The sequence below is a fragment of the Terrilactibacillus tamarindi genome (genome assembly GCF_009718825.1).
GTDB lineage: Bacteria > Bacillota > Bacilli > Bacillales > Sporolactobacillaceae > Terrilactibacillus > Terrilactibacillus tamarindi.
In genome coordinates this window covers 39307-66266 of sequence record NZ_WNHB01000013.1, presented here as the reverse complement: position 1 = coordinate 66266, position 26960 = coordinate 39307, and the positions used below count along the sequence as shown (strand labels likewise).

Sequence of the window (26960 nt, the reverse complement as noted above, 5' to 3'; positions counted from 1 at the left end):
TTCTCCATTCCGAAATTTTTTTATAATATGTTTTTCTTTTCTTCTAAATTTTCATCATTATTATTATTTCTAATTTTCTTACTTTTTATCTCGTAAATAATTAAACCGATACCACTCACAACGACTATTCCTCCTAAATACCATGCATGATATAAATCACTTGGAACGGCAGGTTTTGCACCAGCTGTATAGAATATATAAGAAAGAACAGCTATGGCTAGTAAAGGAAGAATGGATGTGCATACTGCTAATAATTTAGTTTTTCTTTTAAAGATTAATAAAATAAAAGCCATTAATACTGATACATAAGATAACACTAGAGTAGCTGTTACAACATCATAATACCATTGTAACTTCGATATCGGTTTTATCCATATGGCAATAATAGAGAAAATAGTTATACCACAATTAATAATCCATGGTACTTTATGTTTATTTACTTTACTTAAAAACATTGGTAGATGACCTTCTACACTCATCCTATATGCTGCTCTAGATCCTGAAGTCATTGAAATTTGCAAGCCTGCCGTAGCAGAAGTTATGACAACAAAGATTGCTATCCAACTTAAACTTGAAGGCAAATATTGCTGTGCAACTGCAGCAATTGGTCCCCCATTTCCATTTTCAACGATTGCCGCAAGTTTTTTGACAGGAACTGCATATTGCCAACCGATAGCTGCAAGGCTATATACGACAAACGCAATGGATAACACAAGAACAAGTGAACGTTGAATTGTTCTTACAGGAACTTTAGCTTCTTCAATAAGGTTTATAGCAGAATCAAAGTTTGCTAACATCCAAACACCAAATAAAACTCCTGGCCCAATTATTGACCACCCCCCAACAGAAGATGGAGAATACAATGCAAAAAATGACTGGTTTTCAACATGAGGCGAAACAATACCACAAATTCCTAACCCAGCTACTACTGTTATTTCGAAAATAAGAAAAACTCCTGCAACCTTTGCAGTCAACTCAATGCCTCTAAGACAAATTACAAGAAAAAAAAGAAGTAAAATTGTTCCAATTATTTTGGCTTCCCACTCACCTTTTAAGCTAGGAATCAGGGTTTGAATATAAGATGAACCAATAACCGTTGTCATTGCAGTAACCGTAGAACAAGCTACAACGTAGGACCATCCAAGGATAGTAGATGCATGCGGATGGATAAATTTTTGAGCAAAGGTAAAAATACCACCGGCCGAAGGAGCGTGCCTTATTAAATAAACCATACATAAAGCTAATGTTAACATTGGAAAAAAATAAGCTATTAATATAGTTAAAGGAGCAGCCTGTCCAGAAATCAAGTACAAAATAGACATCGAGGATGCTGCAACCCAAGCAGGTGCGTTGAATCCTAAAGCTGCTAAAACAACTTCAAATGTATTTAATTTTTCTTTATTTAAGGTTGTAGAAAGTGTACTAATTTCACCATCTTTATCATATCCAATAAATTTATAAAATCCCATTCAACTTCCCCCCTTTTATTTATTACCCATTCATTACGCCTCCACCATTAACACCTATTATCTGTCCCGTCATAAAACTTGAATCATTAGAAGCAAGAAATAAAATCACATTAGCAATCTCACTTGGGGTTCCAAGTCTAAGCAGTGGATACTTTTTCCCTTCATTATGAATGTAATTATCTCCCATTTTCTCAACCATAGGAGTTAATGTTCCACCAGGAGCAACTGAATTAACGTTAATTCCATTAGAAGCCAATTCTCGAGCTAACGCTTTTGTAAAACTTATGATACCTCCCTTAGCTGCAGAATAATGCACCAGATTCTCACAACCTATCTGTCCAAGATCTGAGGAAACATTAATGATTCTACCCGTTTTCTCTTTAAGCATTAGTTTAGTTGCTTCTCTTGTACAATAAAATGTTCCATACAAATGAACTTTAATCATTCTATCCCATTCCATATTAGTCATATCAATTATCTTCGTTTCACTAAGATAACCAGCATTATTAACGAGAATATCTAATCTTTCTATATTACTAAACATCATTTTAACCTTATCAGCATTCGAAATATCACCCAATTTCAGTTCATAACTAACACCTCTTTCCGCAAGTAACTTTGCTACTTGATGTATTCTTGGATTACTTTCCAAATCATTTAATAGAATATAGGCACCTTCTTTTGCAAATGACAGTGCCGTTTCTTTTCCTATTCCACTTCCTGCACCAGTTATTAAAACGGTCTTATTTTCAAATCGTTTCATTTTAATTACCATCCTCATTAGCCGAACAAAGTTATAATTCAATAACTCACATTATTTGTTCATTTTAGGAAGCTCTTGTATAACCATAGTTAATTTCTATCTCCAATATCATATATTCAAACATAGAATTAATTTAAGTTTAAGCTTTTACTTACTTCCCTAAATCGATTCTTTTTTTGCAATAGCTAATAAACTCAAGAATTCAAATACTACAGTGGCAGCAGTCAATGCGGTTATTTCAGTAGGATCTAACGCTGGGAGTACTTCAACAATATCAAAACCAACGAAATTTATACCTGCCAGCCTTCTAAGCATTGACTGAGCTTCTGTACTAGAAAATCCCGCTATTTCTGGAGTCCCTGTTCCTGGGGCAAATGCTGGATCTAAAAAGTCAATATCAAAGGTTAAGAATACTTTATTCTGTCCTACCCTTTCCTTGACCAAATCCATAGTTTTATTTAAACCAATTTCTCTTATTTCATCTGATGTAATGACTTGAAAACCTAGATCGCGAGCTTCATTAATATCATTGGGGTCATAGACGGTTCCTCGCATACCAATTTGAATAGATCTTGAAGGATCTATTAATCCTTCTTCCATAGCACGTCTAAATGGTGAACCATGTGTATATTTTTCACCCCAATATTCATCCCATGTATCTCCATGAGCATCAAAATGAATTAATGAAAGTGGTCCGTGTATACTTGCAACACCTCGTAAATCGGGTAAAGAAATAGAGTGATCCCCACCTAGTATAATAGGTACAACACCTTTTTCAACCCATGCTTTGACATGATCAGTTATTTTTTTATGGCTTCTTTCTGTATTGCCTGGAATAGTCATCACATCTCCACCATCTACTCCATTTAGATAGTCTGAAGGTCGTATATTATGATAAACATTTGCTGCTCTTAACAGAACTGAACTACGTCGAATTGCCTCTGGACCAAATCTCGTGCCTGACCGGTAAGTTGTTGCTGTGTCAAATGGAGCACCTAAAATAACAAAATCCTTTCCGCTAATCTCCTGCTCATACGGCAACCTCATAAAACTACGAATACCACTATACCTTGGCATCTCAACTGCATTAGGCAATTCAAATTTTGTTTCATTTTTATTTCCCATTATTAATCCTCCTATTTTTTATATTATCAATATTTAGATATTTTTAAGTGTGTTTGTGTTACATCGCCTCCTCAAATTAGACTCTTTATTTAGATTGGTCAATATTCAATAACTTTTGTTATTTCTCCTGAAAACTTTTCTTTATTTTATTCATCTTTCTAACAATAGTAGATTGATTGACTTCTAAGATAGAAGCCATTTTATAAGTTGATCCACATTCTTTATATGCTTTTTTTAATAATTCTAACTCAACTACTTCCACTGCCTGTTTTAAAGGAATAATACGATGCACACTAATCGCAAGCTGTGGTTTTTCGTAAGGCTTAATGTAGTCTGGAAGATCGGATTCACGTATAACTTGATTTTTTGAAGTTAACACTAAACCTTCTATAATATCTTTTAATTCATCTATGTTACCAAGCCAACGATGAGATAAGAATCTTTCACGAACTTTAATATCGATCTCTTTGTTTAATCCATATTTTTCATTATATTGACCAATGAAGTAGTCAATAATGTATGGGATCTCCTCTAACCGTTGTCGTAATGGCGGTACTTGAATCGGAAGAACACTAAGATGATAGTATAGTTCTTCTAGAAAATATCCTGAATCAACAAGTAATTTTAGATCTTGATTACTGGAGGCAATAAGACGAATATTAGAACTTCTTAGCGTACTATCACCGACTCTATTAAACTGTTTTGTTTCTAATAAGCGCAGGATTTTTTTTTGAATACTTAAATTAAGATTATCTATCCCGTCAATAAACAGTGTCCCTCCATCAGCTATTTCAACTAACCCTTTTTCTTGGGTTTCCCCTGTTTTAATAGAACTTTTTTTCTTATATCCGAATAGTTCATTTTCTACTACATTTTCGGGTATCTTTTTACATTTCATTCTAATATATGGTCCATCTTTACGTGGACTCCAATCATGAAGAATTCTGGCAATGTTACTTTTACCTACGCCTTTTTCACCCAATATTAATGCAGCTGAATCTAAAGTGGCTACTCTACCTATCACTTCTCCAAGTTTTTTTATCAAGGTAGATTGTGAAGTTAGCGGTATAAATGCCTCTTTTTTTCCTAATTTCATAAGTTCAACTCTATAATTAGTAAGAAGAAATTCTGTATCTTCCAATCGTTTTTCTAAAGCTTTTAATTCTGTAAGGTCACGACAATTATATATAATACGAGTCAATTCACCGTCTTTATCAAAAACAGGATTTCCTGTAACATATAGACTTCTTCCATCCATTGTTGTTTGTAAAATAGACATTTTTTCTCTTTTTTGAATGATATCTGGTGTAAGCGCAGGTGTAAAATAACCGGCTAAACTTAAATCTTCCGCTTTTTTCCCTATCATCTCATCAGCAGACAAATTATAGTGCTTCTCACCTTCTTTATTTACTTTTAAAACCGTTCCTTCACCGTCTGTGACAAATATTTCATCATTAGATGATTGAAATACTTCTAATAGCTCTTCATTATTTTTTTGAATTGTTATATAATCCGTAAAATCTATTAAGTACCAAACAATATATTCTTGATTAATTTCCTTACTTTTACTACGATAAGATTTCTCACCAAATAATATCAAATCTTTTTCTAAGCATTCTTCGACTAAATATTTCCCGAAATCATTTATATTATTATTTATTACTAAAGGAGTTGCTTCTTGATTAGCAACAACAATCTCTCCTTTAAACGATGTTACAATAACTGGATTCGGTATATTATCAATTGTTTTCCATAACAACTCATTTGAAAGACTTAATCCACCTATCATTAATTCCCCTCCCATTACAAAATGTAGTAAATTATTGAAGATTAATTTTTACGGGATTTTTATAAAATAATGCGTTGGTGCATTAAAAAATGCGTAATTGAATTAATGTAGACAAATTATACTTCACAATTTTTAAAGATCAAGTTTAATGTTAGATATTCTTACAAATTATTTTAATAATCTAATAATACATTCTGTTTTAACTAACATTCAAATTCTTTACGAGGTGTTATAATCTATTGGAGCAAAAGTCTGTGATAACTATGGTACCTAATCTTGAGTAAATAATCTCTATACAGTTTTTTTATATATTAAGATATTTAAAGGAACCTAGTTCCCGACAGGCTGTTAGGGCGATGACAAATGAAACAAAAAAGTTCTACCTTTTGATGCTTACGAAACAGGAAAATTAAGGTTTGATAATAGTGATCCACAGGCAAAATCATTTGATTCATTAAACTGATTATTGCTCAAATGGTGTTGATGAAAGTCGAATCCCATGGGTCCTACTAAATGTAAAAAGATCCAAGTGTTCAAAAGAAGGTAGGAGACATTTGGACCAAAAAAGAACTAAGTTCAAGTAAAAAATAAAAGGTATTCACATTGATTTTGTAGCTGTTGATAAGAAAAGCGATAAAGTGGTAGATTCTTTCCCTAAAAAAGATCATTCAACATTACATGAAAACAACTATTATTTGAAAAGTGGGATGATTGGCAATATCCTGCTTTAATAAATGATTAAATCTATTTTTCAACAAAAAACATAAATAGGTTTAAATGTTAGGCAATAGATATTGAAATAGTTTTATCAAAGTTGCAAATCTCCCCTTAGGATTAACAATTATTTCTAAGAAAAAACGGTAGTTATCTATTCTCAACACAATAGTTTTTTTGGATCAATAACAATCAAGAGTCCATACTTTTTACTGAGCATCGACTCTTTTACTATTTTTGTGACAAAAAAATAAGCCCAATAAAGGACTCATAGAGGGAAGTATTACTTCATGAATTACATAATTAAACCCTTTTAAACTAATCATATTTGAAGGAATTCGATCATATAATGTTAATAATTCCTGTACTATATAGTAATACAATAAAAATCCAAAGTAAGTGACAAAAACCAAAAACATCTTAAGAAAACACAAAAAAGAGGGAGCGCCCCTCTTTTGTGTTTCAACTATTTTCTATATGTTCATCTTACCAGCTGCTTTAGCTTTGATGCGTACAAATTCAGATGTTACATAAGCCATCGGCAATACCTCAAGGTCGATGATCTCAACAGTTTCAGCTAATGCACCTCCAGCAATTGCTTTATCCTTCGCCTCTTTTGAAGCTTGCTGAAGCACTTTTTCTCTTGAAACCCCTGCCATGGAATACATTTTATCTATATCTCCACTAACTTGTGCAATGGCAGCACCTAATGCATTAGCGCATCCTGCATGTTTTGGCCTTATGACTTCAGATGCTCCCTCGATGTCACCAGGAATTAATATTGATCCACCACCAACTAAAACAACTGGTACACTACCAGCACTTGTCTTAATCTTATCTATTGCCATTTCAACCTGGGCAGTAATCGTGGATACTGCTTGATCCAATACAGATTGGGGTATTGTTTTTAATCGATCCAAATTTATATTCGGATGTTCAATATGCACTCGACCCGTGGCTAACAAACAATCCGTTGCTGTTAATACATCTCCACCAAAAGCAATTGCATCTTCAGTAATTCTATAACCAACACTATCAGGACCGACAGTCACATTCCCGTCATCAAATCGGACAATACTCCCGCCGCCAATACCGATAGATACAATATCTGGCATTCTAAAGTTGGTTTTCACGCCACCTATGGTAACAGCGACACTTGATTCTCTAGGGAACCCATTTACTAAAATCCCAATATCAGTCGTTGTTCCGCCAATATCACAAATAATACAATCTTTAAGACCGCTTAATTCCGCTGCTCCCCGTATACTATTTGTAGGACCTGAACCGATCGTTAGAATAGGATATTTTTTCGCATGCTCCATTTCCATTAACGTCCCGTCATTTTGCGCGAAATAGATGCGAGCGTTTATACCATATTTCAAAAGGGATTGTTCCAGTCCATCGGAAACGGCTTTTGCAACATTAACGAGGGCGGCATTTAATGCTGCGGAATTTTCACGTTCTAGCAAGCCCATACTTCCAATCTCTGAAGAAATTGTAACTGGGAATTCTTCTCCTAAAACATCATAAGCGATTTTTTGAAATTCTTTTTCATACGTGTCGAGGACTGGAGAGAAAACGGCTGTAACTGCCAGTGACTGCACATCTGATTCTTTAATTTTAGATAAAATATCTGCACATTCCTGATAATCAAGATGTTCTCCAGCAAGAGGTCGTCCATCGGTTTCACAACCTCCATGTACAAAATAGTAAGTATCTCCTGCTGCCTTTTTTAGAGATTCATCCCAAGTAAACATAGGTTCAACCGCAGTTCCTGCCGGTAAACAAATTCGAACACAGGCAATTTTTGTTAATCTGCTTCGTTCTATAATAGCGTTGGTTGCATGGGTTGTTCCTAGCATCACTGTATCTATATCTTTTGGGTCGACCTGAGAAACTTCCAATATTTTTTCTAATGCTTGATAAATACCCGACTCGACATCTTCTGTTGTTGAGGATTTTACTTCTGCAATCACATGATTTTGTTTATCTAATACAACGGCATCTGTGTTTGTTCCACCGACATCTATACCAATTTTATACATGACTTTCCTCCTTATCATGAATTTTTTCTATTTCTACATAATCCATGTCATAACCGAAATAGCGAGGTCCCCAAACCTCAATGGCTTTATCAGATCGCATAATTGGTGGCGTTGGAATACCTATACAGATAACTCGGAAACCATACTTCATACCCTCCGTTGTAATCGGGAGTCCAGTTTCTGAATCTAAAAATGTAATTAAATCAGGAACCATAGCAACAACTTTGCCATCTATTTGAGCACATAAATTTTCATTTTGAAAATCCACTTGTAAGGTTTTACCTATAAACGACTTCAATCCAGACACAGTGGCCTTACCTCTTACAAAACCATCTGTTGATTTACGTTCAACATCTGTTACCTTTCCTTCAAACAGAACAATGGCTTCGCCATATATAGAATTCTTCGTCACATGTTTTATGACTTCAATTGGGTTTTGCTTTGTGATTTGTGTTTCACGAATGGCTTTGCCTAAATCAATGCATAAACTCATCGTATTATGAATCGATGTATCTTTTACTTCTTTTCCTGTCATCTTGTACATTGCTGCATGAGCAACACCACCCATCCGCACAGCCACTCCCCTTGCAATATGTTCAATCATCGGACTATCTTGAGCTTCTAAAAATACAGCATTTCCTCTTTCATCATGTAATGCTGTCGGAGATGCAGAGACTCCGTGGATATGGAAAGTTTCCATTTGAAGCTCAGGAAATGCCCTGCCCATACCGTCTGCATCAACAACTGGAATTCCAGCTTTCGATGCAACAACAAATGGAATAGTTGAATTTAATCCTCCACACTCAACAGGCATCGTCGCATTTGCCTTCACACCCGATTGTTTTTCCATCAATCGTAATGATTTTAATGACTCATCGCCATTGGGGATTTTTTCCGTCATGATCGTTGGAGCACCCATCATACTGACTGGAATCACAGTATCTTGATCCGATAATTGGTTAGGATCGATTAACTCTATTGGTCCATTTTCCCGTATACATTTTTGCACCATGAGCTTACCTAAATAAGGGTCACCGCCTCCACCGGTTCCAAGAAGTGCTGCACCTACCGCTAAGTTCTCAATATCCTCTTCTGTAATCCATCGTGACATATTCCTCACTCCTTGCATTTATTTACGTTTAAAAAGAATCATTAATATATAGTAAATGATTGAGCCTGCGATGATTGAAGTTAAAGCTTGTATTCCAAAGGTAATGAAATAGCCAACTAAAAATCCACCAATCCAAGCAATCATGCCAATCCAGTTCACTGTTTCAAGCTTTGAAGGTAATACACCAACTTTTCTAGAAGTGGTCAGCTCTTCTTCATTTGTTTTTAAGATATAGTAATCAACCGTCATAATCCCAGCTATAGGTGGTACGGCAATACCCAATATCGTTAAAAAGCCAGTAAAATTATCTAATATACCTGCAATCGTAAGTAATGTACCTATCACACCTAGAACTAATGTCAACATTCCTCTATTCAGTTGAACATTAAAAACAGATGAAAAGAACGTTGTGATCCCTAAAGATGATGAATAAAGGTTGAGATCATTAATTTTCAATGTTGCAAAGGCAACAATAATGCCTCCGATAAGACCAGTTAATTTTAGAACGATGGCCATTATTTCAGCTGATCCCACGGCATGGGCCATAAGAACAGCAATTAAATTAACACCTAGTTCACCCAAAAACGTTCCAATAACTGTGATCCAAATAACATCTTTTGAGGACTTTGCGAATCGTGTAAAATCCGGTGTTGTGACACATCCTACGATAAAGCCGCCAGCTACCATAGTGATCGCTGCACCTAACCCGAGGGCTGGCCCAGGTGGATTCATCGTCGCTAAATGGGCGAAATTATAATCCTTTAACACTTGAAAGACGCCATATCCCATCACAATCAAAAATAAAGGTACTGTTATTCTTGCTGTCCAATCTAGCATTTTATAGCCAAAATAGACGAGTAATGTCGTGAAAATACCTGTAATGATAGCAGCTAGCGTAAACCCAAGTCGATTTCCAAATACACTATCAATTCCTTGAGCAAAGACAGCATTTTGAACGCCAAACCATCCCGTTAAACTAATCGCAAAAATAAGTCCCATGATACTAGATCCAATTCTTCCAAACCCTGTCCAACGGGATAACAAACTTGTAGACATTCCTTCCTTAGCCCCTGCAATTCCCAGAAGTACTGATACAACTTGTAAAATGACACTTCCAAGAAACGTAGCAACAAAAGCCTGCCATAAAGTCATGCCATAGCCTAAGGTTGCACCTAACATAAATTGACTTATTGAAGTAAGGGCTCCTATCCGGACCAATAAAATAGAAAACATCGATTTTCTTTCACTTTTAGGCACCCTATCCAAAGAGTAGTCGTCTGATGAAACCGTTTGATTCGCTGGTTGGTTTACTTCTTGATTCGCTATTTGATTCACGTACGAATAACCTCCCCCCATCTAATAATTTAATTATCATGTAAATTTATATTTTTGTGAATATTGCAATTGACCAAAATAAATAAGCCCTTTTTGTTTAACTGACCAAATAGGGCTAAAATTCATGACTATCTACATAACTTAGTAAAATAACAAGCTCAAATTGTCCTTTCAAGGGAGGTTCAAATGGATTAAACCCTAATATATCAATTATTCTTGTTTTTCGATAAGTAAGGGTATTACGATGAATATGCAAAATATCTGGAATTTCTGATTGATTTGGATATAACAGTAAATATTCAAGAGTTAAAACGAGATCATTTGATGATTGTCTATCATATTCCTGTAGGGGCTCTATTAATCGATTAAAAGTAGTGCGAACATTATTCATTGCCTCTGAACGAGCCACCGTTAATAATGGAAAGCTAGGCGTATAGATAATCTTTGGTAGAGCTTGAACCCGTTTCATGAAAAAAACAGCATTTCTTAAATCCTTATACAATTTCACCCCTTCAATGAATAAATTCTTGTTTTTATTTGTATAAGCAATCAAGACATCTTTATCTGCTATATTCTGCATAGCGTGTATTATTTCCATAATGTCATGGTGGAACGTTTCGGATATTAAAATAATGACTTGTTGCCCAAGTGTAAAAACAATTAAATGAGCCCGATATTTATCTAAAAAATGTACAATTTTTGTTCTGTTTTTCTCATATAATTCTGAATTGGAAAAAGACAACATCATAAGATAATGAAAGTAATGGAAATTATGCCCCAGCTCGTTAATTGTTTTATAGAAATAACTTGGGACCACATCTTGCCCACTTAACCAATCAACTAGCATATTCTGTTGGTAATTTTCTTTAATCCTATTAATAGCATCATTATGTGAAAAAAATAGCGATAAACTATTTGTTATCGTCAAATACTTGATTTGTTGAACGGAATCAACTTGTTCTTGAGATAGATGAATAACTAGGTATCCGAAGCTTTTCTCAATTCCCTTAATCTCTTCATAATAAAAATGGTTTCTGGTAACATCTTCCCAAAAGAGATGATTTTTTTCTTCAAACCCATCAACTGTACTTTTGAGTAATTGGCGGTGTTGATCAAAAATATAAATATCTTGATTGATAAACCTTTTAATTTCTTGAATAAATTGGGACAAATTTAATTCCATTGATAGTATTTTATTCATCCTATTTTGCAATTGAATCGTTTCGTTCAATTCCGTAACATGATTTTGTTGAATTCTATTAATCAAGGGGGTTATGATTTCAATATATGCAATATCAACGGGTACTTCAATAATTGGTAAAGAGAGTTTGTTGGCAAGATCCAATACCTGCTGATCTAATGTATGATAATATAATCCCGGGTAACAAAGCGCAAGTGCTGCGATATTTTTTGCTTTGCTTTCTCTTATTAACTTTAACTGTTCTGATGTGTCATCTTTGATTTGATAGAGTGCTGTTATCATTAATTCATGTCCCCTTAACCACTCAATGGAATGAGGGATTTCCATCACCGTTACATTTGTAATAATATTATTTACCCCTTCATGCCCAGCCACTAATTTTGATTTTTTTAAGGCTCCAATAGACATGGCTTCTTTTACTGTTATACCACTCAATTGTCTGCCACCTCCTCTGTCTTTCCTTATATTAATTCTTCAATAAAAGTCATCTATTCCTTAATCCGTGTTTTTTCATATAAGATGTCTTTATAAATATACTTTAACAATCATTTAGAAAAATCCATCATTTAAAAATGTTATCTTTAAATCTAGCACACATTTAAAAAAACGGATAGTAACGGTAATAAATTAATGTATGTAATTCCAAAAATTCTTCTTTAATATACCCTGCAGATTATTTAGTGATGACAACGGCTAATATACAAAAACCCACATCTCCTTCTCTTTTTGAAGGATGATGCGGGTTTTTCTTTTTCAACGTTTTGTCTATTATTTTTATCTTTACATCAATGTTTCTTGGATTAGATTAAATACCTTATTATTCCATTTCTTTTCTGTTTGAAATAATTAAATACAACCCACCTAAATTCCGAGCTTTAAACAGAAATAGCAAGTATCTAGGTAGATCGGAGTAAAACTATGTCTTTCATAGCGTCTATATGACATAGACTATTAAGCAGATAGTGTCCTTTTGCGGTACCTGTCATCCATAAATATCCCCATCACAAATACTTCTTCTCAATCTTCGCTATAAGCGAATAGTAAGTATCCACCATATTTCCAACGCTGAGTTTGCCGATTTGTGTTAAGGCTTGATAGGCCTCAAATTTATCCCATCCGTATTCGTCGCACATCCATTCAATCAGTTCAGAATAGGCAATACGGGCCGCGTCTTCCATAGGGCGAGCACTTCCGATCACCATAATTTCGGTTGGACTTTCGATACGTGGCCATTTGATCGCTTTTCCTTTAATAAGTTCAAATTTAACAGTCACCTTTGCAGAGATTTCAAGGGCAAATCCACATAATTCACCATCTCCTTGTCCTGCATGACAGTCACCCGTGAAGAAGTAGGCACCGGGTACATTGACAGGTAAATAGACAATGTTGCCTGGTTTTGTTTCAGGTGTGTCCATGTTACCGCCATTATCAAAAGGTGTTAAAGCAGACAAGGCTTCCATCTTAGGTGCTGTGGCGATCGTTCCTAAGAAAGGCCGCCATGGATAGCTCATTTTTTCATTGTGAGTGACCATCCCATTTTCAATTTTATAGAGCCAGACGCTTTCTGGTAGGGGGTCATTTAACATCGGTGTGGAACTAGTAGGGGCAAGTCCACCTAGACCTGGCATATGGGCACTAACGGCATAATCTCTCGTGGCCTCAATGTCCAAAATGTGTACAGCCAGTGTGTCACCCGGTTCAGCTCCTTCAATATATATCGGGCCTGTTTGTGGGTTGGGGTTGCCATCAACAATTTTTGATGGCAGGTCCGTTTCTTTTGACACACGGTTTTCGAAGGCATCTTTTGTATAGATAGCGACGGTTTCACCCGGTTGTACTTTAACAATGGGATCCAAATACCGACTAAAGACGTAACTGTATTCCCCAGGCTGTTTAACTTCAATCATTTTCTATTCCTCCGCATACTTTTAAATTTTCCGCAAACGGGTCTTCAAGTATCACTGGTTTGCATTCCCGTTCAGTACTGTTTTCACTTAATAATTGATTTTACTTCACTGACTTGAATCAGATCCTTATAATCATGCGGCTGACGCATCATAACAAGGTCTTTTCGCCGAACAACATTCGTTGGATAGCCACTTACTTCGTTGGTTGTATCGATTTGTAAATAGGTGATCCCTTCTTCATCCATGATCATGGACTCATCTCGTGGAAAGTGAAAGGTATCGGGTCCAAAGATACCACTTTTTCCAACAAAACCAGCTTCCATATCATAGGAGTTAGAAAAAGCTAAATAAACATTATTCTCACCTGCTCGAACACGATAGAGATGCCAATGATAGGGATCAGCTGATGTTGGGATAGGATAATTTTGCTTCACGTGAGTTCCAGAATGTGCTAAAGTAATTGGAACTTTGATCGCCGACGGACAGGCAATAAGATCACAACCTAAGAGAGTTAATATTCTGACTGATTCAGGTAAAAAGGCATCGTAACCCATTAATAAGCCAACACGACCAATAGGGAGATCAAATGTTATCCATTGCTCACCGCTCGTAGCCCACATTTTGTCATGGTGATTGAGATGAATCTTTCTGTATTTGCCGATGAATCCTTCTGGACCAGTGAGGATCGCCGTGTTATATAGTAAGTTGCCTTCTTTCTCCACCAAACCCGAAACAATATAGATATGATATTTTTTTGATAGCGTAACGAGTTGATTCGTACTTTCTCCAGGAATCGTCTCTGCGTTTTCTTGGTTTACATATCCACTTAGCGAACATTCAGGAAAGACAATCAACTCCGCCCCTTCTTGACTCGCTATTTTTACCTCATCCGCAATCTTAGAAAGATTCCTTTCCTTATCCTCGGTAACTTGTATTTGAGCCACCGCTATCTTTGATTTTTTTCCAGGCGGCAAGGGCTTCTGACCGTACAGACCGAAAAAATCAAGTGGATTCCATAAGTATGGATCCGTTAATAGAGCCGAATACAGATGAGGCTTCCTGTCCTCAAAGATTGTATCCTCTCCAATGGTTTTCGATCTTGCATCCTCAACTTCCATCGTGCCATAGGCGATACCATCCCCTAAATCAACAACACTTTGAATCGAACCATCCGGATTGATAATGCAGCTGCCACCACTGAATTGAACCGTTCTCTCATAGCCCCATCGATTACTTTCGATTAAGTAACAGTGATTCTCATAGGCTCGGTTGATCCAATAAGGAGCTGGCGTACGTTCAGCTAACCAGTTACTAATATGGCATATGACATCAGCCCCTTTTAAGGCAACCAAACGAGCGGTTTCGATAAAATGGAGATCCATGCAAATCAATAAGGCGATTCGACCAATCGGTGTATCAAAGACTTGATGTCCTAAGTCTCCTGAAGCAGCCCATTTGGGTTCCGAAATATACAAGTGGGTTTTTCGGTGTACACCAACAATCCCTTGGGGCCCAATCAAGACCGCTGAGTTGTAATAAAGGTTCGTTGTCACATCAACTTCCGGCATGCCGATCACCATATAACAATCATATCGTTTGGCTAATTCATAAAAAGACTCCGTTGTAGGACCTGGTATGGGCTCAACAAACGGTTCAACCTCTTCTCGGTCGTACCAGCAATAACCTGTTGTTGCCATTTCAGGTGTTGTGATCAATTTTGCCCCATTTTCTGCGGCTTCTTCGATCAGATGATATAACTTTTCAATATTCCGTTCTTTTTCAAACATCGTCGGTTCAAATTGAATCGCTGCGAGTTTCACTGACATATTAAAAACCCCTTTACAAACAAAAATTAGACGGTGAGATAACGTTTTAAAATTTCATAGTTTGCCACATCCTGATGTTTGACTTCACCCACGATACTCCCCTTATCCATGGCATAACAACGCTCGGACATTTGTTGGATAAGACCCATATGCTGCTCGACAAATAGGACGGTAAGTCCAATATCTTTATTAATTTGTTTGATCATGTCACTAATATGATAGACAATATTCGGTTGAATCCCTTCCGTCGGTTCATCTAAAACTAAGAGATCTGGATTACCGATAATGGCACGACTAATGGAAAGCGCCGCTTGTTCACCACCACTCAGTGTTCCTGCTTTTTGTTTTCTTCGTTCTTTGAGTTTGGGAAAATAATCATAGACCTGTTCGGGATTTAAACTTGGCTTTTGTTTATTAATCAACTTACCCATGTGAAGATTTTCCTCGACCGTTAAAGCCGGAAATACGCCGTGACCTTGAGGTACATATCCGATACCCAGTTTGGCTCGTTCATCTGCTTTTGTTCTCGTAATATCTTGTTGATTGAATGTGATTTTTCCTTTCGATGTTTTCAATAAGCCCATGAGTGTTTTGACAAAGGTACTTTTACCTACACCATTTCTTCCTATAATGGAGACAATTTCACCTTTCTCAATAGTGATACTCATATCTCGAACCACGACGACTTTCCCATATCCTGAAAATACACCTTCGACTTTTAAAATAGCCCTTCATTCCTTTCAACCATTCTGATTCAAGATTTTCCTAAGTAAATGTCAACCACGTCCTGATTGGATTCAATCTCTTCAACGGATCCTTCCGCAAAGGTTTTTCCGAAATGCAAGACGGTGACTTTCCTTGCTATTTTCTTGACAAAATCCATATCATGATCAATAAACAAAATGGTAATCCCTTTCTGATTTAACTTCCGAATGAGTTCAGCTGTGAAATTCGTTTCTTCCGGTCCCATGCCTGCAGCCGGTTCATCTAATAAAAGGAGCTCTGGATCAGAAGCGAGTGACATGCCTATTTCTAACCATTGCTGTTGACCATGTGAGAGATTATTTACGATCTCATCACGTAAATGAGTAATGCCTAAAAGATCACATATCTCTAAAATTTTATTTTTCAATTCCGAATGTCGGTAATACCTTTGCGCCGCAATTTTCATATTTTCATAAACGGTGAGTTCACCAAAAACACCGGGAATCTGCATTTTAATACTCACACCTTGACGCACCCGATCCCAGCTTTTTAAGTTGGTGATATTTTTATTTTTAAAATAAATACTTCCCATCGTTGGTTTATAGACACCCATCACCATTTTAAAAATGGTACTTTTCCCAGCGCCATTAGGGCCAATTAAACAATGCAGATCTCCTTCATTGACCGAGATGTTGACATGATCAACCGCTTTAAGTCCACCAAAATACTTTCCTACATCTCGTAGCTCCAACAATGCACTAGAGTGATCCTTTTCAACTAATTTTTTCTTCATGCAAATTCCCCTTTTCTAGTTTTACTTTGCCTTTATTCCTAGAAAATAGATGATCACACCAGTTAAATAGAGCTACTACGATGCCATCTGGAACAAATAAAATGGCTAATATTAACGTTAAACCAAGGATAATCAACGCAAATTGATTTCCACTCGCCGATAAAGCTTGTGAGAACCAGTAGTATAATAAGGTAAAGATGACTGAAGCAGTGAAATTCTTTCGACCGCCAGCAGCTACGAGAATCACGGGAATGGTGGCTGACGTCAAACCAAAGACAGATGGCGTGATATAACTTCCCCATGAAGCATATAAAATGCCACTTAAGGAGGCCAGTGCGCCGCCAATTGCGAAAACGAAAGATTGTATTTTGGGTACATTATATCCTAGTAACCTCGTCCGATCTCGATTTTCACGAATCGCAATAACCGATGAACCGAATTTCGAATGTGTCAAGAATTTTAATAAACCAAAGACAATCAGCAAGATCATTAAGACAAAGTAATAAAAGTTGTTCCCAGTTAAACTTAGTGAACCTATTTGCAGGGTCGGTATGCCGTTAATCCCATTAAATCCACCTAAACCAACTTGTCCAATTTTCCATTCTGATCCGGCCGTCTGCCCCATAAATGTTTCTAGCACCAGCGTCAGACACAAGGTAATGAGACCAACAAACACATCATTTACGCCGCCATAGAACATAAAGTAACCTAATATCCAAGCCACAACACCACCTGCAAGGATGCCTAAGATGAAACCAATAGGTGTAATGGTAGATAGCTGACTATTCATGGTGAATATGGCATAAAAATAACCCCCAACACCAAAGAATACCGCTTGTCCAAAACTAAATATGCCGCAATATCCCCAAATTAAAGCTAGACTTAGAGATAGGAACACCATCGATAAAAAATACGAAAGATTCATCACTTGATAGGGGTTCACAAATAGCGGATAGATAAATAGACCGATAAAAAGCAAGACCGCAACCACATTTTCTGTTTTTAATGTCATATTCAATCTCACACCCTATTTTTTCTAACGAGCACTTTTTCAACTAAACCGGAAATACCTAGAGGTAGAATTCGAATCACGATAATGGCTACAATAAGTAAACCCAATCTTCCATAAAAGGTTCCCCACAACGCATCAAGAATACTGCTCACGATACCAAGCACACCGCCTGATAATGATGTGCCAATGAGAGGATTCGCCCCTCCGACTATAACCGTGACAAAGCTCGGCATTAAGAAACTTGTTCCAAAACTTGGGGATATCGTCATCGTTGGAGCATATAATCCGCCTGTCAAACCAGCAAAGGCCGCGCCAAGACTAAACGTCAAGGAATAGACGCGATTCGTATTCACTCCCATACTTTGAGCAATTTCTTGATTTTGCATGGTAGCTCTGGAATAAAGTCCAAACTTCGTGTTCATGAAAATCACATACAGTAAAACTAAGACAACAAAGGAAATGACAAAAAGCAGCAGTCGATAAATCGAATAGGCACTTCCTCCAATAGATAGCGAACCTAATGGCGTCGATACCCCTTGAAGCGATGGACCAAAGATAATCAACATGCCTTGTTGAAGGACCATACTGATCCCCCATGTCACGACGACAGAATCGAGCGTTCTTCCATACAGATGACTAATAACCAGTCGATCTATAATGAAACCAAACACGCCCACGCCAATGGCACTAATAAAAATAGAAAGAATTAAGGGCATTCCTGCTTTTGTAAACAAAGTGGTCATATAAGCCCCAAGCATAATAAATTCCCCATGAGATAGATTAATAATTTTCATCATCCCAAAAATAATAGCCAACCCAATCGCCGATAATATCAGAAAGGAAAAATCATTCATAAACTGATAGAATAGATCTAAAATACTCATCAAAAACCTCCTGATTTTCAAGAAGTGAATAGAATAAAAGGGGACCCATCCCCTCTCTTATTCTATTTTCTAAATGGTTATATTTTTATTATTTTAATGGTGTATATTGTTTAAATTCTGGCTTTTTCGTCAAATCGACACCCATGTCTTTTGATAACCAGTCTGGCTTAACCGCTTTGAACTCTTTATCAATGTGCAATTTTTGCTGGCTATCCGTGTGCACAAGATACACATTTCTCACCGTGTGGTGGGTTTTAGGATCAATGCTGACTTTCCCAGCTGGGCCATTATAACTAATGCCACTTTCTAAAGCTTTGATCACCGCATCCGTCTTCGTTGTTTTGGCTTTTTTCACAGCCTTGGCCCAAAGCATGATTCCGCTATATTCTGATTCGGCTTCCATTCCAACATATTTATTTTTCGGAAACTTCTTCTGTAATTTATCAACAAACGTCTTGGCACTTGGGTATTTGTCCGCCAATTCTTCCATGTAAGTTGCGGTAATATACATATTAGCTAATGCCGGAGCAGCAAACCGTTTATGTTCATAGGCTTGTGCCATATTAACCGTGGAAGCCATCGGAATACTTTTATCTCCTGATTTGGCCCACTGTTCATAGAAAGACGATTGATCTTGACCAACAAGCAATGTCACAAGAACATCCGGTTTCGCTTTCTTAATCCGACTAATCGTACTACTAAATTGAGAAACACCTAGCGGAATAAACTCTTGATTAACAACTTGACCGCCATTTTCTTTTACCGTCTTCTCTACCCATTTGGCTGAGATTTGTCCAAAATTATAATCAGCCGCAATCGTATAGACTTTGGGTCCAAAATTTTTAATCATCTCTTTAATTAGAGGAGTAATTTGATGATCCGGAATGGCTCCTGTATTAAAGGTATATTTACTCGCTACCCCGCCTTCGTATTGATTGTTATAGAAATAAAGCATTTTATTTTGTTCCATAATCGGACGAATAGCTTCACGTGAGGCACTTGAAAATGCCCCCATAATCGCATCAACATGATCATTTAAGATCAACCGTTTGGCCATTTCTTGATAACGATTATTATCGGATTGTGTATCAGGGGCTACCATTTCTACTTTCTTTCCTAGTAATCCCCCGTTCTTATTAATTTCTTCAACCGCTAACTTTGCCGCATAATACTTCTGAATCCCAACCAATGAAAAATCGCCTGACCGATCCTCCAACACACCTAACTTAATCGTCTTGCCATCGCTACTTGACGAGGCATTATTACATCCAAATAAAGAAATAGACAGGCATAAAAGCAAAATGACCGTTATGGCAGATCTCTTGAATTTTAGTTTTTTTAACTTCATTATTCTCCCCCTGGATTATTCAATAAAATATGAATGACGAAATGAAACGAAAACGAATTTCCCCCTTTCTTTAATCAATATATGGTTTCTCATTATTATTTTGTCGTTTCATATCCCCCCTATTTAATGACTTACTTTCAATATAGATATGTGTGATTATGTCGATTCTTCGGAGTATATGGAATATTATAAACAACTTTTTGTTGTATGTAAATATATTATCAGACAAATTATTGTATTTAAAATTCTTTACAATTTTTCATTGTATAATTCTCCACAAAAGGAGGAGTGTATAGAATGACTCCCTTCCCCGAAAGACTTAGAAATTTAAGAGAAGAAGCAGGGTATAAACAAGAAGATATGGCGAAGTTACTTAACATTTCTACGAGTGCCTATGGATACTATGAGCAAGGAAGAAATGAACCTTCACTAGATGCCCTTCAAAAGATAGCTCAAATATTTGTTACATCTGCTGACTATCTTATTGGCTCAACTGACCGCTTGAAACCAGAAACATATATTCAAGTCTCAGATAATACCACATTCTCTGAAACTGAAATTCAAGTATTACATGAACTAAAAAAATATACATATTTTTTCGAAGATCTTATTCATGATCCCGATAAAAAAGTTGCTACGTTATATAGATTTTGGAAATTTCTTCAACAAGAATTAAATAACTTAGATGAACCTAAAAGCTAACCATAGAATTATAATTACTTCAAAAAGTTGGTAATAAGCTTTAAATAAAAATAGCAGCATCATCACAATAAAAGTGATATGCTGCATTTTTATTGGCTTCTATTCAATTGTTATATAAAGAAGATATGCATTGAACCAACCGATTTCTTTTTCGACTTCTTTCCTCTTCTTAGTAGAAAATCACGGTAAATTAATAGCCTGTACGTTCGATTAAGGTGTGACAGCACAATTCATTACTACGTATTATTTATTTTCATTTAAAAAACTCAGTTTAATGTTTTCAATACTTTCTATATGTAACAACTTCATTTATTACTGAAAGAACGCTATCCCAGCTTTTTTCATCTTCTTAATGGCTGATTTCTTCCATGATCTCACGGTATGTGGAGATACATGATACTTTTTTGCAATCGCGTTAGTATCTTGATCTTCAATATATTGGAGTTTTACCCATAAGAATTCACGTGGTGTAAGAATTGAGTTTAATCTCTGGAGGATATCACTAGGGAAGTAGTTGTCTTGATGAGATTCAAATAGTTGCTCCTTTATTTTATCTGCATAGACATGACGTGAGTAGTGACGCTTTTTGGCTCGAATTTCTGATAGCATTCGACCACGTATTTTTATTGCTGCATAAGAAGGGAAAGCCCCCCTCTTTGGATCAAAAGAAATCGTCGCTTCATACAATCCAATAAGTCCAATCTGAAACATTTCATCAAAGTCATTCTCACAATAAAGTTGTTTTATAACTTTTTTTATTAATGGTTCAAATGCTTTTGCCATTTCATCAAATGAAGGTATCATTACTCTATCCATATATTCGCTCCTATGAGCGCGCGCTATTAGATTTACCGGTTACTAATAATTTATCAGATGTGTAATTAGTTGTGTGTCTTTTTTACTTCAATTCACATAGTTTTCACAGAGTTTTTACATTTTTCGATATTTTTTGATTTCTCTCACCAAAATGGACTGGTTCTTGCGACTTATAATAGTGGGCTTATTGATTAAGCAAGATATATTCATCAAAATGGTAACCAAACCAAAGATAGAGGCATGTCCCCCCTAGATAACGTTAGGATCAAATCTCAACTCGTCAACGTGTATTTAGTTCATCACGACTTCTAAACTATTAGGATCAATTCCCCAATCAAAAACAATTATTGTTATGATTATAGACACCATTTCTGGATGATAATGATTGATAACTCTTCCTAAGCTGAAGCTTAATGAAACAGGTGTGGTTGCAAATAGATGTATTTTTTTCCTCCCTACTTTCTGGGATAAAATCTATTTGAGCATAATTTGTAATGCTCCATTGCTGAGGATTTTTTATTCCCAAAGATATAACTTACTCAACATGAACGAATTTTTTAATTCCATTGTCGTTAATTGGGAAAGAGGTTCTGTTTTCAAAGGAATTTCACTGTCAAATTCAGGTACTTCTTCGTAATTTGATTCTGTATTATATACCTTTTTCAATTCATAAAAGCCTTTGGACAACATATACTCTGAATTAGAACCGTTATATATAGCTTTGAAATTCTACTCTGATTATATTAATTACACAAGTATGAAACCGGTTGACACATTAAAAGTATCAGGGTAAAATAATTTGCAAGCGGTTACATTGGAAAGGTCAAAGGAGTGAGAAAATGAACATATTTAAAAGCAAAAAATATTGGTTTTCATCTAGTTACCTATTTTTCTTTTTTATAAGTTGGTCAGTATGGTGGTCATTTTATTCAATTTGGCTAAATGGAACACTTGATTTAACTGGAGCCCAAACAGGAACTGTTTTCTCCATTAATTCAACATTAGCTTTATGTTTCATGCTCATATATGGAATCATCCAAGATAAACTTGGCACAAAAAAATATTTAATTTGGTTTCAAAGTATTATCCTTATGGGTACAGGACCTTTTCTCATTTACGTATATGAACCGTTATTACAAACACATTTTTTAACTGGGGCTATCCTTGGTGGTTTTTACTTTGGTGCTGGCTTTCTAGCAGGAGTTGCTTTAATTGAAACATATGTAGAAAAGTTAAGTCGTAAGTTTAATTTTGAGTATGGTACCTCAAGAATGTGGGGATCCATTGGTTATGCCTGTGCAACATTTATGGCAGGTATATTATTAAGTATTAATCCTCATTTCAATTTCTGGATTGCTTCAGCTGCAGGTGTAATTTATTTTCTTATAAACTGCTTCTACAAAATTGAAATCGATGATCAAGAAGAAAAAAATACATCAGATTTAAAAATGAAAGATATTCTTTCTACTTTCAAATTGAAAAAATTCTGGTATTTCACCATTTTCTTATTTGGAACCGCTTGCATCTATACAGTGTACGATATTCAGTTGTTCCCAATCTATTTCACCCAACATTTTTCTAATGTAGATACAGGGTATCAAGTATATGGATACCTAAACTCATTCCAGGTTTTCCTTGAATCAGCAATGTTGTTCGCTGCTCCATTTATTGTAAATAAACTCGGAGCAAAGCGAGCATTAATACTAGCAGGAGTTCTCATGGGGACACGAATAATAGGTTCAGCTCTTGTTGCTGACACAATTAGTATTTCACTAATCAAACTGCTACATGGTATAGAACTACCAATTTTATTAATAGCTATTTTCAAATATATTTCAATAAACTTTGACCCTAGACTGTCAGCAACTATTTATTTGATTGCTTTTAAAATATCTGGTGAACTTGGAGTTATCTTCTTTTCATCATCAGTAGGTAAAATGAAAGATATCTCTGGTTTCGAGTTTACATTCTTTGTACTAGGTGCGCTTGTATTCGCATTTACCATTCTTTCCATTTTCTTTTTAAGTAACCAAAAAAAGAAAGGTGATAACCAATATGACAATACAGAATCCCAATTCAACACATAATGAACAAATTAATCGTGCTAATGAGGCAGTCCAACAAACAAGGGAGAAAATGAAGCATGCACAATACCGTCTTAATTACCACTTCATGTCTCCCGTTGGTTGGCTTAATGATCCTAATGGTCTTATCCAGCATAAAGGCATCTACCACTTATTCTATCAATTCAATCCATACAGCTTTGATTGGGGCCCAATGCACTGGGGGCATGCAACTAGTACTGATCTTGTACATTGGCAGCATGAGCCTGTAGCACTTGCACCATCTGAACCGTATGAATATGACGAGGCTAAGCAAGAAATGGGATGCTTCTCAGGTAGTGCAGTGATCCATAATGATGAACTTACATTAATCTACACGGGCCATCTTGAAGGGCATACGCCAAAAGAGGTCCAAGCGATAGCCACTTCTACTGATGGAATTCACTTTAAAAAACATGAGGCAAACCCTGTAATTCGGAGTGTTCCGAATGAGCTCGGTAGTGAATTTCGTGATCCAAAGGTGTGGAAGCACGAAGAACATTGGTATATGGTAGTTGGCACTACTTCTGAAGGAAATGGTGCCATTGTACTCTATAAATCTACCGACTTAATCGATTGGGAGTATCTTGGAATCGCTGCGAAGGGTAACGGAAAACAAGGGGATATGTGGGAATGTCCAGATCTTTTCCCTCTTGGTGATAAATACGTATTAATTACCTCACCGATGAATATGGAAAATGGGAAATGTACCGTTTTCGTTGGAACACTGGACTATAATGCAGGTATTTTCAAACCTGAATCACAGCGTGAAATTGATTATGGAATTGACTTCTATGCAGCACAAACTTTTGAGGATGAACAAGGTAGACGGATCCTCATTGCCTGGATGGATTTCCCGTTCACAGAGTTCCCTTCCAAAGCTTATAATTGGTCAGGAGCTATGACTATACCGAGAATACTCACATTAGACGATGAGACACAACATGTCCGAGCTAATCCAATCCCAGAACTGCAATCACTACGTGAACTTCACACTAATTATGATGCATTTGAGATGGGAGCTAACCAAACAGTCGGTCTCAATTCTAATAGCCACTCACATAGCTATGAATTAATCTGTGATGTAACGGTTCCAGAAAAAATAGAAACAGGTAGAATTGGTCTACAGTTAAGAAAATCAGTAGATGGATCTGAATTTACTTCAGTCTATTATGATATAGCAGCAAGTGAAATTGTTGTCGACACGACTCAATCAGGTGAAAGGTCCCATAAAGCATTGAATAAAGCGCCCTTGCGTAAAAATAATCAGTTAAAATTCCATATTTTTGTAGATACATGCTCTGTTGAAGTATTCGTTAACAATGGTGAAGTTTCACTTTCTTCAAGAATCTATCCTGAATTAACAAGTAACGGAATTGAATTATTTACTGAGAATACAAAGGTATCAATTACGAGCATTAATCTCTGGTCTTTAAAAAATGCTGAAATCGAGTAGACTTTCACCACTAGTCACAAAGATTATTTAATTTCCAAATGCGTGTTCAAACTCCACCGTCTTTAGACGGTAAAGAAATATTGGGGTCAACACTTATGGGCAAGAGACTATTTTTGTGCCACTCTAGGAACAGTGGATGAAGAAATAATAAGAAATTATATCGTCAACCAGTTTAATGAAAAAGAGAACGATATATTCAGGATTGAAGAATGAGTTTAGTCTAATTTAGTTGGCTATATCTAATGTCTTTAAGTAAACTTCAGTCTTAGCTAGCGACTTGGTCGTCGACATTTATGTCCAAGTCCACCTGCTTTAGCGCCTTTTACTATGATTATAGTAGGAGGCTTTTTCTCTCCTTCTACAGACGCTAACGAGATCTCCTTAAGCAGGATATCAATGGCTGTCTGTGCTATTAATTGAATCGGTTGTTGAATGATTTTTGAATAATTCGGTTGATGACAACACTCACTAACAACCAAACAAAAGATAGAGGCGTGTTTACACTATCTCTGAATTGTTTGTCTTCCATATAACTATTGCTTTTCGGCAAAATTCTGATGGTGATTATCTCAGTATGAGCTACGTTAAAAATAGGCATTCCCTGGACACTGTATTTACAGAAAAGACATTTTATAGTTATTTGTCTTTTTGCAGTGCCTGACACCAGAATTGACACCAGTTTTAAAACACAAATGTCGAATAACGATACCCACTGATTACTCGCTTAAGCCGTTGGTTTGTTTGCTCTGCGCTTATCTTTCTTTCTTTTTGATTGCTTGCCCATGCCATCATGTCATTGTGATTTGGGTGCTTTTCGTTTTCCATAATTTTTAAATATTCTTCAAAGCCCCATTCCCCACCCACATCTTCAGGAGGTCTTTCTCCATTTCCTTCTAGAAATGTTGCTTGAAAGGCCGTAGATTTTACTACCTTTTCAAGTGTTATGATATGTTCCCATGAGTCCCCGAAGTCATATTCTTAAATAATCTCACTAAACTTTGGAAAAATTTCTTCAAGAGCAACAAACCGCTCCTGTCGAATATCAATTTCTTCAGGGTCTATATATTCCAACGCTTCCGGGTCAGCATCCATTACAATTTTGAGTGGCCTTTTTTCCGCTTTTTCTACAACAAAATGATGTAAATGAGAGTTTTTCCAATCAAAAACCGTTTGAATAATATTATGAAGATGTTCAAAGGAATAGGTTGAAGGTACGAAAACTCTTCTCCAAATATCATGACCCTCTAAATTGATTTGGATCTTAAGTTGATAGAGATCAATATCTAACACTTCGATGGCAGCTGTTTTTTTATCTTGACCATAAACTAAGCTTAGACATTTAAGCATTTTTTCAATAGGATAGAACGACTCATTATCACCACAATTTTGAATTAACCTGCCCGTTACGATACTTATATATCTCTGTATTTTGGTTTCTTCATCTAAATAATCTTGCATAAATTCAACTTCACGCACAGCATTATTCATCTTTGCCACCATGCTTCTACTTGCCGTTTTAGAGAATGAAATCTTACCGGCTTTAGCCATATAAGCATCAATGACTTCTTTTCGGACACCTTCCATTCGTAAAGCTTCCGTTATTCCCTGATAAATTAAATCCTTTATTTTAGAATAATCCTTATTATTCGGCCGGTAGATTACAACTGAATATCTTGTTTCATTATTCATCAAAATAATTGCTTTTCTTCTATTAATCGTTACAAAATTAGCGTGCCATGCCATGAAACTATGGGGAAATTGCTCATAGCCTTTAGATGAAACTAGTTCACTTCCCTTTACTTCTATCTTATCAAGTAAGACTTTCGTACATTGGATTAACATTCATTTCACCCTATC

The 26960-nt window shown here is 36.1% G+C and carries 21 protein-coding genes and 2 pseudogenes; 4 read left to right on the top strand and 19 right to left on the bottom strand.

The window, feature by feature from the left end; translation table 11 throughout:
- Window positions 1-20 precede the first annotated feature (20 nt).
- The 15 genes from GMB86_RS09295 to GMB86_RS09225 form a co-directional block, all read right to left on the bottom strand.
- Window positions 21-1469 (bottom strand): APC family permease, encoded by a 1449-nt coding sequence (locus tag GMB86_RS09295; RefSeq protein WP_155218939.1) that lies wholly within the window; start codon window positions 1467-1469, stop codon window positions 21-23.
- A 22-nt stretch (window positions 1470-1491) separates the two neighbouring features.
- Window positions 1492-2232, bottom strand: coding sequence for an SDR family NAD(P)-dependent oxidoreductase (locus tag GMB86_RS09290; protein WP_155218937.1), 741 nt, complete (start codon window positions 2230-2232; stop codon window positions 1492-1494).
- A gap of 159 nt (window positions 2233-2391) precedes the next feature.
- Window positions 2392-3357, bottom strand: coding sequence for an agmatinase (speB, locus tag GMB86_RS09285; protein ID WP_155218935.1), 966 nt, complete (start codon window positions 3355-3357; stop codon window positions 2392-2394).
- A gap of 118 nt (window positions 3358-3475) precedes the next feature.
- Entirely contained in the window at window positions 3476-5146 is a 1671-nt protein-coding gene (locus GMB86_RS09280; protein WP_196220179.1) for a sigma-54 interaction domain-containing protein, read from the bottom strand.
- A gap of 1187 nt (window positions 5147-6333) precedes the next feature.
- Window positions 6334-7905, bottom strand: coding sequence for a hydantoinase/oxoprolinase family protein (locus tag GMB86_RS09275; RefSeq protein WP_155218931.1), 1572 nt, complete (start codon window positions 7903-7905; stop codon window positions 6334-6336).
- Window positions 7898-9016 carry a DUF917 domain-containing protein gene (locus tag GMB86_RS09270; protein WP_155218929.1) on the bottom strand — a complete coding sequence of 373 codons (1119 nt, stop codon included), beginning with the start codon at window positions 9014-9016 and terminating at the stop codon, window positions 7898-7900. The genes GMB86_RS09275 and GMB86_RS09270 overlap by 8 nt, the downstream gene beginning before the upstream one ends.
- Window positions 9017-9034: 18 nt before the next feature.
- Window positions 9035-10351 (bottom strand): purine-cytosine permease family protein, encoded by a 1317-nt coding sequence (locus GMB86_RS09265; RefSeq protein ID WP_329602844.1) that lies wholly within the window; start codon window positions 10349-10351, stop codon window positions 9035-9037.
- Window positions 10352-10466: 115 nt separating this feature from the next.
- Window positions 10467-11987 (bottom strand): PucR family transcriptional regulator, encoded by a 1521-nt coding sequence (locus tag GMB86_RS09260; protein ID WP_155218925.1) that lies wholly within the window; start codon window positions 11985-11987, stop codon window positions 10467-10469.
- Between the two features lie 566 nt (window positions 11988-12553).
- Window positions 12554-13459 carry an acetamidase/formamidase family protein gene (locus GMB86_RS09255; protein ID WP_155218923.1) on the bottom strand — a complete coding sequence of 302 codons (906 nt, stop codon included), beginning with the start codon at window positions 13457-13459 and terminating at the stop codon, window positions 12554-12556.
- A gap of 83 nt (window positions 13460-13542) precedes the next feature.
- Window positions 13543-15285, bottom strand: coding sequence for a nitrilase-related carbon-nitrogen hydrolase (locus tag GMB86_RS09250; protein WP_155218922.1), 1743 nt, complete (start codon window positions 15283-15285; stop codon window positions 13543-13545).
- Window positions 15286-15311: 26 nt separating this feature from the next.
- A complete protein-coding gene (locus GMB86_RS09245; RefSeq protein ID WP_329602843.1) occupies window positions 15312-15965 on the bottom strand; it encodes an ABC transporter ATP-binding protein in 654 nt (217 codons plus the stop codon).
- 74 nt (window positions 15966-16039) lie between these two features.
- Entirely contained in the window at window positions 16040-16783 is a 744-nt protein-coding gene (locus GMB86_RS09240; protein ID WP_155218920.1) for an ABC transporter ATP-binding protein, read from the bottom strand.
- Window positions 16764-17795, bottom strand: coding sequence for an ABC transporter permease subunit (locus GMB86_RS09235; RefSeq protein ID WP_155218918.1), 1032 nt, complete (start codon window positions 17793-17795; stop codon window positions 16764-16766). The genes GMB86_RS09240 and GMB86_RS09235 overlap by 20 nt, the downstream gene beginning before the upstream one ends.
- An 8-nt stretch (window positions 17796-17803) precedes the next feature.
- Entirely contained in the window at window positions 17804-18679 is an 876-nt protein-coding gene (locus tag GMB86_RS09230; protein ID WP_155218916.1) for an ABC transporter permease subunit, read from the bottom strand.
- 88 nt (window positions 18680-18767) lie between these two features.
- Window positions 18768-20027, bottom strand: coding sequence for an urea ABC transporter substrate-binding protein (locus GMB86_RS09225; protein WP_155218914.1), 1260 nt, complete (start codon window positions 20025-20027; stop codon window positions 18768-18770).
- Between the two features lie 297 nt (window positions 20028-20324).
- On the opposite strand from GMB86_RS09225, the gene GMB86_RS09220 reads away from it, so the two are divergent.
- A complete protein-coding gene (locus GMB86_RS09220; RefSeq protein WP_155218913.1) occupies window positions 20325-20729 on the top strand; it encodes a helix-turn-helix domain-containing protein in 405 nt (134 codons plus the stop codon).
- Window positions 20730-21041: 312 nt separating this feature from the next.
- Here the strand turns inward: GMB86_RS09220 and GMB86_RS09215 are convergent, their stop codons facing one another.
- A complete protein-coding gene (locus GMB86_RS09215) occupies window positions 21042-21545 on the bottom strand; it encodes a sigma-70 family RNA polymerase sigma factor (RefSeq protein ID WP_155218911.1) in 504 nt (167 codons plus the stop codon).
- Between the two features lie 291 nt (window positions 21546-21836).
- Window positions 21837-22019, bottom strand: coding sequence for a hypothetical protein (locus tag GMB86_RS16155; RefSeq protein ID WP_408033836.1), 183 nt, complete (start codon window positions 22017-22019; stop codon window positions 21837-21839).
- A 365-nt stretch (window positions 22020-22384) separates the two neighbouring features.
- Here GMB86_RS16155 and GMB86_RS09210 point away from each other — a divergent pair, with 365 nt between their 5' ends.
- The 3 genes and pseudogenes from GMB86_RS09210 to GMB86_RS09200 form a co-directional block, all read left to right on the top strand.
- Entirely contained in the window at window positions 22385-23632 is a 1248-nt protein-coding gene (locus tag GMB86_RS09210; RefSeq protein WP_155218909.1) for an oligosaccharide MFS transporter, read from the top strand.
- Window positions 23601-25103 carry a glycoside hydrolase family 32 protein gene (locus GMB86_RS09205; RefSeq protein ID WP_155218907.1) on the top strand — a complete coding sequence of 501 codons (1503 nt, stop codon included), beginning with the start codon at window positions 23601-23603 and terminating at the stop codon, window positions 25101-25103. Before GMB86_RS09210 ends, GMB86_RS09205 begins: the two co-directional genes overlap by 32 nt.
- Window positions 25104-25187: 84 nt before the next feature.
- Window positions 25188-25316 (top strand): annotated as a pseudogene (locus GMB86_RS09200) (transposase); the annotation flags it as partial.
- Window positions 25317-25372: 56 nt separating this feature from the next.
- On the opposite strand, the gene GMB86_RS15520 reads toward GMB86_RS09200, so the two are convergent.
- Together GMB86_RS15520 and GMB86_RS16150 are read right to left on the bottom strand one after the other, a co-directional pair.
- Complete coding sequence (locus GMB86_RS15520) at window positions 25373-25582, bottom strand: hypothetical protein (RefSeq protein WP_196220178.1); 210 nt, start codon at window positions 25580-25582, stop codon at window positions 25373-25375.
- A 202-nt stretch (window positions 25583-25784) separates the two neighbouring features.
- Window positions 25785-26945: pseudogene (locus GMB86_RS16150) on the bottom strand (plasmid pRiA4b ORF-3 family protein).
- Window positions 26946-26960: the final 15 nt, after the last annotated feature.